7 protein-coding genes and 1 pseudogene are annotated in these 6,538 nt (G+C 52.9%); 5 read left to right on the plus strand and 3 right to left on the minus strand.

The window, feature by feature from the left end; translation table 11 throughout:
* Positions 1–421: pseudogene (gene waaH, locus E0D98_RS20465) on the plus strand (UDP-glucuronate:LPS(HepIII) glycosyltransferase); the annotation flags it as partial.
* Here the strand turns inward: waaH and E0D98_RS20470 are convergent.
* From E0D98_RS20470 to gpmM, 3 genes are read right to left on the minus strand one after another with little or no spacing between them, the layout of a single operon-like run.
* Complete coding sequence (locus E0D98_RS20470) at positions 408–1,367, minus strand: divergent polysaccharide deacetylase family protein (RefSeq protein WP_047084033.1); 960 nt, start codon at positions 1,365–1,367, stop codon at positions 408–410. The pseudogene waaH and the gene E0D98_RS20470 sit on opposite strands and share 14 nt — an antisense overlap.
* Positions 1,368–1,370: 3 nt before the next feature.
* Positions 1,371–2,630, minus strand: coding sequence for a murein hydrolase activator EnvC (envC, locus tag E0D98_RS20475; RefSeq protein ID WP_000196272.1), 1,260 nt, complete (start codon positions 2,628–2,630; stop codon positions 1,371–1,373).
* Between the two features lie 33 nt (positions 2,631–2,663).
* Positions 2,664–4,208: a 2,3-bisphosphoglycerate-independent phosphoglycerate mutase gene (gene gpmM / locus E0D98_RS20480; RefSeq protein ID WP_000116565.1), complete on the minus strand. Its 1,545-nt coding sequence runs from the start codon at positions 4,206–4,208 to the stop codon at positions 2,664–2,666.
* 244 nt (positions 4,209–4,452) lie between these two features.
* Between gpmM and E0D98_RS20490 the strand changes: the two genes are divergently transcribed.
* The 4 genes from E0D98_RS20490 to gpsA all read left to right on the plus strand — a co-directional run.
* Positions 4,453–4,884, plus strand: coding sequence for a rhodanese-like domain-containing protein (locus E0D98_RS20490; RefSeq protein ID WP_001156181.1), 432 nt, complete (start codon positions 4,453–4,455; stop codon positions 4,882–4,884).
* A 141-nt stretch (positions 4,885–5,025) separates the two neighbouring features.
* The gene (gene grxC, locus E0D98_RS20495) at positions 5,026–5,277 is read left to right on the plus strand and encodes a glutaredoxin 3 (RefSeq protein WP_000024392.1); all 252 of its coding nucleotides are present in this window, start codon (positions 5,026–5,028) and stop codon (positions 5,275–5,277) included.
* 62 nt (positions 5,278–5,339) lie between these two features.
* A complete protein-coding gene (secB, locus tag E0D98_RS20500; RefSeq protein WP_000003377.1) occupies positions 5,340–5,807 on the plus strand; it encodes a protein-export chaperone SecB in 468 nt (155 codons plus the stop codon).
* A partial coding sequence (gpsA, locus tag E0D98_RS20505) for an NAD(P)H-dependent glycerol-3-phosphate dehydrogenase (RefSeq protein WP_131890893.1) occupies positions 5,807–6,538 on the plus strand: 732 nt, incomplete at its 3' end. The genes secB and gpsA, both read left to right, overlap by 1 nt.

Raw genomic sequence — 6,538 nt, forward strand, 5'->3', positions numbered from 1 at the left:
GCGATATACCGAGCAATCATTATATAAATATTATCTGCATAATACGTCAGTGAGTCGGTTGCATAGACAAGGGAATAAAAACCTTAATTATCAACGTCACTATATTAAGATTACCCGCCTGCTGGAGAAATTAAATCGAAATTATGCCGACAAAATTACGATTTATCCGGAATTTCATCAGCAAATAACTTACGAAGCATTGCGTGTTTGCCATGCGGTGCGCAAAGAGCCGGATATTCTTACCCGCCAACGGATGATTGCCGAGATATTTACTTCCGGTATGTATAAGCGCCTGATTACCAATGTGCGCAGCGTGAAGGTGGGTTACCAGGCGTTACTGTGGTCTTTCCGCTTATGGCAATGGCGCGACAAAACGCGGTCGCACCATCGCATTACGCGTAGCGCCTTTAATTTGCGCTAGCGTTAAGTTTCGCCGCTTCGGGCTGTTTGCCCCAGCCTTGCCACTGATGCTGGAAGTAAACGATCAGCGTGCTCTGGCTGATGCTTTCGCTTAATACTTCAAAGAAGCGATTAGCATAAACCGGCTCCAGCGGTTTCTTCGGTTTGCACAGCTTCACGCCACGGAACGGATTACGCGGTGCATCAGGCACAGCGTTTTTCGGCGGTGTAGAAGTATCAACCTGCGGTTCATTCAGCAAGCTGCTGGCTTTCACCAGCGTAATGTCTGGCGGCAGGTTATAAACCATCTGTTGTAGCACGCGTACCGTTGAAGGGTGAGGATGCCCAATGGCAATGGTTGAACCGTTGCGACGCGCCAGATCAATTGCGCGATTAAATTGCACACGGATGTCCGCTTCATTTTGCGAATCGTCGAGGAATACCTTCCGTTTGATCACCTTCACGCCAGTGCCTTGCGCGGCGCGCATCGCCTGGGTATTACCGATGGTTACGCTGTCGAGGAAGTAAAGATTGTAACGCTCCAGCGCCTGCATCACTTTCTGCATACCAAACAGGTTAGAGGTCATCTTGCTGCCCATGTGGTTGTTGATCCCCACGGCATAGGGCACGTTATTGACCGCACTACGAATAATGCGCTCAATTTCGTCGCTGCTCATCTCCGGGCGTAGCGTATTTTTCTCCAGCGGCTGTTTACTCAACGGTGCCATCGGGAGATGAATCAACACTTCGTGACCGCTGTTATGCGCTTTGGTCGCCATCTCTCTGGCGTGCGGTGAATCGGGTAATACAGCGACGGAGATAGCGGAAGGCATCGCCAGCACCTGGTTTTCGTTGTGCGGGCGATACCCAAAATCATCAATGACGATGGCAAGTTTGCCAGCAAGTACGGGGGAGGAGAGCGCCAACAGAGCGGCAAATGCAAGAACGTTACGACGAAATGGAAACAAAACTTATCTTCCCAACCACGGCTGTGGATTGACCGCCTGACCCTGGCGGCGAATTTCGAAATAGAGTGAAGGCCGACCCTGACCGCCACTGCTGCCCACCAGTGCAATTGGCTGGCCCGCGCGAACCTGCGAACCAACGCTCACCAGTGCGCTCTGATTATAGCCGTAAAGACTCATGTCGCCTTTACCATGCTCAACCACCACCACCAGACCGTAGCCTTGCAGCCAGTCAGCCAGAATCACCCGACCGTCGGCAATCGCTTTAACTTCAGTACCTTCAGAGGCACCAATCACCATCCCTTTCCAGCGTAATTCACCCTGTAGCTGTTCGCCATAGCGATGCAGCGTCGGCCCGCGAACCGGCCAGAATGCCTGACCACGCGGCGCGCCCAGGCCACCAGTTCGGGACATCAGCGATTTTTCGCTTTCGGTCGGTTTATAGGTGGTGCCTTTGCGCGTCGCTTCTTTCTGGCGGTCGCGAACCGCCTGGGCCTCACGCGCTTCTCGTTCAGCACGCGCTTTCGCCGCGGCTTCCGCACGGGCAATGCTGTTACGCAGACGGGATTCGTTGGCACGCAGTTCACTTAGCTGCTGCTGACCTTGCTGGATGGAAGATTCCAGCCCCGCCAGCGTCTTTTTACGCTCGTTCAGAGCCTGAGTCAGTTTCGCCTGTTGGGCGCGCTGTTCATATAACAGCGTTTGTTGCTCGCTTTGTTTCTCTTCCAGTTCAGCACGCTGCATGGCGACTTCTTCACGCGTTTGCTTCAACTGGGCAATGGTTTCTTGTCGCGCCTGGTTGAGATAGCCGAAATAAGCCTGTAAACGCTGTCCACGCTGGCTTTCTTCACCGCTGAGAATTAGCTGAATACCGGTATGCTCGCCCTGACGGAATGCGGCATCCAGTTGTGCGGCGAGGCTGCGCTCCTGGGCGGCTTTTTGCTGCTCCAGTTTGGCAATCGACGCGTTCATCTCATCAATCTGTTTATTGAGTTGATTGAGCGTGTTTTGCGTTTCGCGCAGCTTACGGGTGGCTTCAGAGATCGCTTCTTCCTGCTTTTTCAATTGTGCGAGCAGGCTTGCGCGTTGTTGTTGCTTTTGGCGTACCGCGCGCTCTTTTGTGGCGATATCGGCCTGAATAGATTTGAGTTGGTCACGCTCATCCGCGTGGGCGGAAAAGGCGCACAACAATACGCCAGCGCTAAGAACGCTGGCGTAGATGATGGGCCTGATTGCAAACCTGCGCGGTTTCACGGCCCGTGTCATGGTATTAATCGCCTTTCCCCTCATGGGGAGGGATTATTCCACGATGAACAGCGGCTTACCAGTCATCTCTTGCGGGATTTCCATACCCATCAGCGACAACATGGTCGGCGCGATGTCAGAAAGTTTGCCGCCTGCAACCGCTTTCACGTTCTTATCACCAACGTAAATCAGCGGAACTGGCAGGTTGGTGTGTGCTGTGTGTGCCTGACCCGTTGCCGGATCGCGCATCTGTTCAGCGTTACCGTGGTCAGCGGTGATCAGCAGTTGTCCACCCACGGACTCAACCGCTTTCGCGACTTCTTCCACGCAGTGATCCAGTGCTTCAACCGCTTTAACCGCCGCTTCCATCACCCCGGTGTGACCTACCATGTCGCCGTTCGGATAGTTACAGATGATGGTGTCGTATTTGCCGCTCTTGATGGCCGCAACCAGTTTTTCGGTCAGCTCTGCGGAGCTCATTTCCGGTTGCAGATCGTAGGTAGCCACTTTCGGTGAGTTGATCAGAATGCGATCTTCGCCTTTGAACGACTCTTCTACGCCACCGTTAAAGAAGAAAGTGACGTGAGCATATTTTTCGGTTTCGGAAATACGCAGCTGAGTTTTGTCGTTTTTCGCCATCCACTCGCCGAAGGTGTTAACCAGGGAAGCTGGTGGGTAAGCCACTGCGGTTTTGATGTCGGCAGCGTATTCGGTCAGCATCACGAAATCGACGTTAACCACTTTCTTACGCGCGAAGCCGTCGAAATCAGCATTTACGAATGCACGAGTGATTTCGCGCGCGCGGTCAGCACGGAAGTTCATGAAAATCAGCGCATCGCCGTCTTCCATTGCCGCATCTGGCTGACCTTCTGCACGAATAACGGTCGCTTTCACGAACTCGTCGTTTTCGTCGCGAGCATAAGCTGCCTGCAAACCAGCAACGGCAGTATCGGCCTGGAACTCACCCTGCGCCAGAGTCAGCAGGTCATAGGCTTTTTCAACGCGATCCCAACGGTTATCGCGGTCCATCGCGTAGTAACGACCAATGATGGACGCTACGCGGCCTTTACCCAGCGCAGCAAATTTCTCTTCAAATTTTTTCAGCGAGGATTCAGCACTGCGCGGCGGGGTGTCGCGACCGTCAAGGAATGCGTGCAGGTAGATTTTTTCTGCGCCGCGTTCAGCTGCCAGTTCTACCATCGCCATGATGTGATCTTCGTGGCTGTGTACGCCGCCTGCGGAGAGCAGACCCATAATGTGTACTGCTTTACCTGCGTTTTTAGCTTTATCTACCGCGCCAGTCAGCACTGGATTAGCAAAGAAAGCGCGATCTTTGATTTCAACGTCCAGACGAGTCAGGTCCTGATACACGATGCGGCCGGCACCCAGGTTAACGTGGCCTACTTCGGAGTTACCCATCTGACGGTCAGGCAGACCGACTTCCAGACCGGAAGCGTCGATCAGGGTATGCGGACGATTGGCCCACAGTGCATCCATTACCGGGGTTTTAGCACTAAAAATGGCGTTATCCTGCTGTTCTTCACGATAGCCATAGCCATCCAGAATCACCAGTACCATAGGTTTTTTAGAAACCGACATTGCGACAACCTCATACTCAAGAGTCAAAATTTGCGTAATTTTACTACAGCTGAATCGATAAAATAGCCTCTGAAGATCAAAATATACGACCGCTCGCGGCAAGCCGATGCCAGATTTGCGCTTTTTTTTCGTCGTGCCCCGCAAAATTGCATTCCAGTTAACGCGCTGGCTGTATTTGCCGCACCGCGCAGGTATACTCCTTTCCTGGTTTTTTTAATCACTACGTCGGGAGTTGTTACCCCCCATGCAAGAAATTATGCAATTTGTTGGCCGTCATCCCATACTGAGTATCGCCTGGATCGCGTTACTGGTGGCGGTTCTTGTGACTACGTTTAAGAGCCTGACCTCGAAAGTGAAGGTGATTACTCGTGGTGAAGCTACGCGTCTGATCAACAAAGAAGACGCTGTGGTTGTGGATTTACGTCAGCGTGATGACTTCCGTAAAGGCCATATCGCAGGTTCTATCAATCTGTTGCCGAGCGAAATCAAAGCCAACAATGTTGGTGAGCTTGAGAAGCACAAAGACAAACCGGTTATCGTGGTAGACGGTTCTGGCATGCAGTGCCAGGAGCCTGCAAACGCGCTGACGAAAGCTGGTTTTGCGCAAGTATTCGTGCTGAAAGAGGGCGTTGCTGGCTGGGCTGGCGAAAACTTGCCTCTGGTGCGCGGCAAATAATTTACCTGTCGTCTTTCATGATGCAGGCCGTTAGCTGCAATTAGGCCCCCAGCGACTTATTGTTATAAGCTTCTGGGGACACTCCATTTTGCTGCCGCCCTGCAACATGAAATTTCAGGGTAAAAAAACAGGAGCTAATTTATGGCCAATGTTGAAATCTATACCAAAGAAACCTGCCCGTATTGCCATCGTGCAAAAGCACTGCTGAGCAGCAAGGGCGTGAGTTTCCAGGAGCTGCCGATCGATGGCAACGCCGCCAAGCGTGAAGAGATGATCAAACGCAGCGGTCGCACCACGGTTCCCCAGATTTTTATTGACGCACAGCACATTGGCGGCTGTGATGACTTGTATGCATTGGATGCACGTGGTGGACTGGATCCCCTGCTGAAATAACGTGTGAACGTTGGCATTACATTGCGCAGTATTTAAGGACAACACTTAAGGGTTTTCTACACATGTCAGAACAAAACAACACTGAAATGACTTTCCAGATCCAACGTATTTATACCAAGGATATCTCTTTCGAAGCGCCGAACGCGCCGCACGTTTTCCAGAAAGATTGGCAACCAGAAGTTAAACTTGATCTGGATACGGCATCTTCCCAACTGGCAGATGACGTATACGAAGTGGTACTGCGTGTTACCGTAACGGCCTCCCTGGGCGAAGAAACCGCGTTCCTGTGTGAAGTTCAGCAGGGCGGTATTTTCTCCATCGCGGGTATCGAAGGCACCCAGATGGCACATTGCCTGGGCGCATACTGCCCGAACATTCTGTTCCCGTATGCTCGTGAGTGCATCACCAGCATGGTATCCCGCGGTACATTCCCGCAACTGAACCTTGCGCCGGTTAACTTCGATGCGCTGTTCATGAACTATTTGCAGCAGCAGGCTGGCGAAGGTACTGAAGAACATCAGGATGCCTGATGAACCAACGTAATGCTTCAATGACTGTGATCGGTGCCGGCTCGTACGGCACCGCTCTTGCCATCACCCTGGCAAGAAATGGCCACGAGGTTGTCCTCTGGGGCCATGACCCTGAACATATCGCAACGCTTGAACGCGACCGCTGTAACGCCGCGTTTCTCCCCGATGTGCCTTTTCCCGATACGCTCCATCTTGAAAGCGATCTCGCCACTGCGCTGGCAGCCAGCCGTAATATTCTCGTCGTCGTACCCAGCCATGTCTTTGGTGAAGTGCTGCGCCAGATTAAACCGCTGATGCGTCCTGATGCGCGTCTGGTGTGGGCGACCAAAGGGCTGGAAGCGGAAACCGGACGTCTGTTACAGGACGTGGCGCGTGAGGCCTTAGGCGATCAAATTCCGCTGGCGGTTATCTCTGGCCCAACGTTTGCGAAAGAACTGGCGGCAGGTTTACCGACGGCTATTTCGTTGGCCTCTACCGACCAGACCTTTGCCGATGATCTCCAACAATTGCTGCACTGTGGCAAAAGTTTCCGCGTTTACAGCAACCCGGATTTCATCGGTGTGCAGCTTGGCGGTGCGGTGAAAAACGTCATTGCCATTGGCGCGGGGATGTCCGACGGTATCGGTTTTGGCGCGAATGCGCGTACGGCGCTAATCACCCGTGGCCTGGCTGAAATGTCGCGTCTTGGCGCGGCGCTGGGTGCCGATCCTGCCACCTTTATGGGCATGGCG

Source organism: Escherichia sp. KCJ4928, assembly GCF_004352695.1.
GTDB lineage: Bacteria > Pseudomonadota > Gammaproteobacteria > Enterobacterales > Enterobacteriaceae > ECMA0423.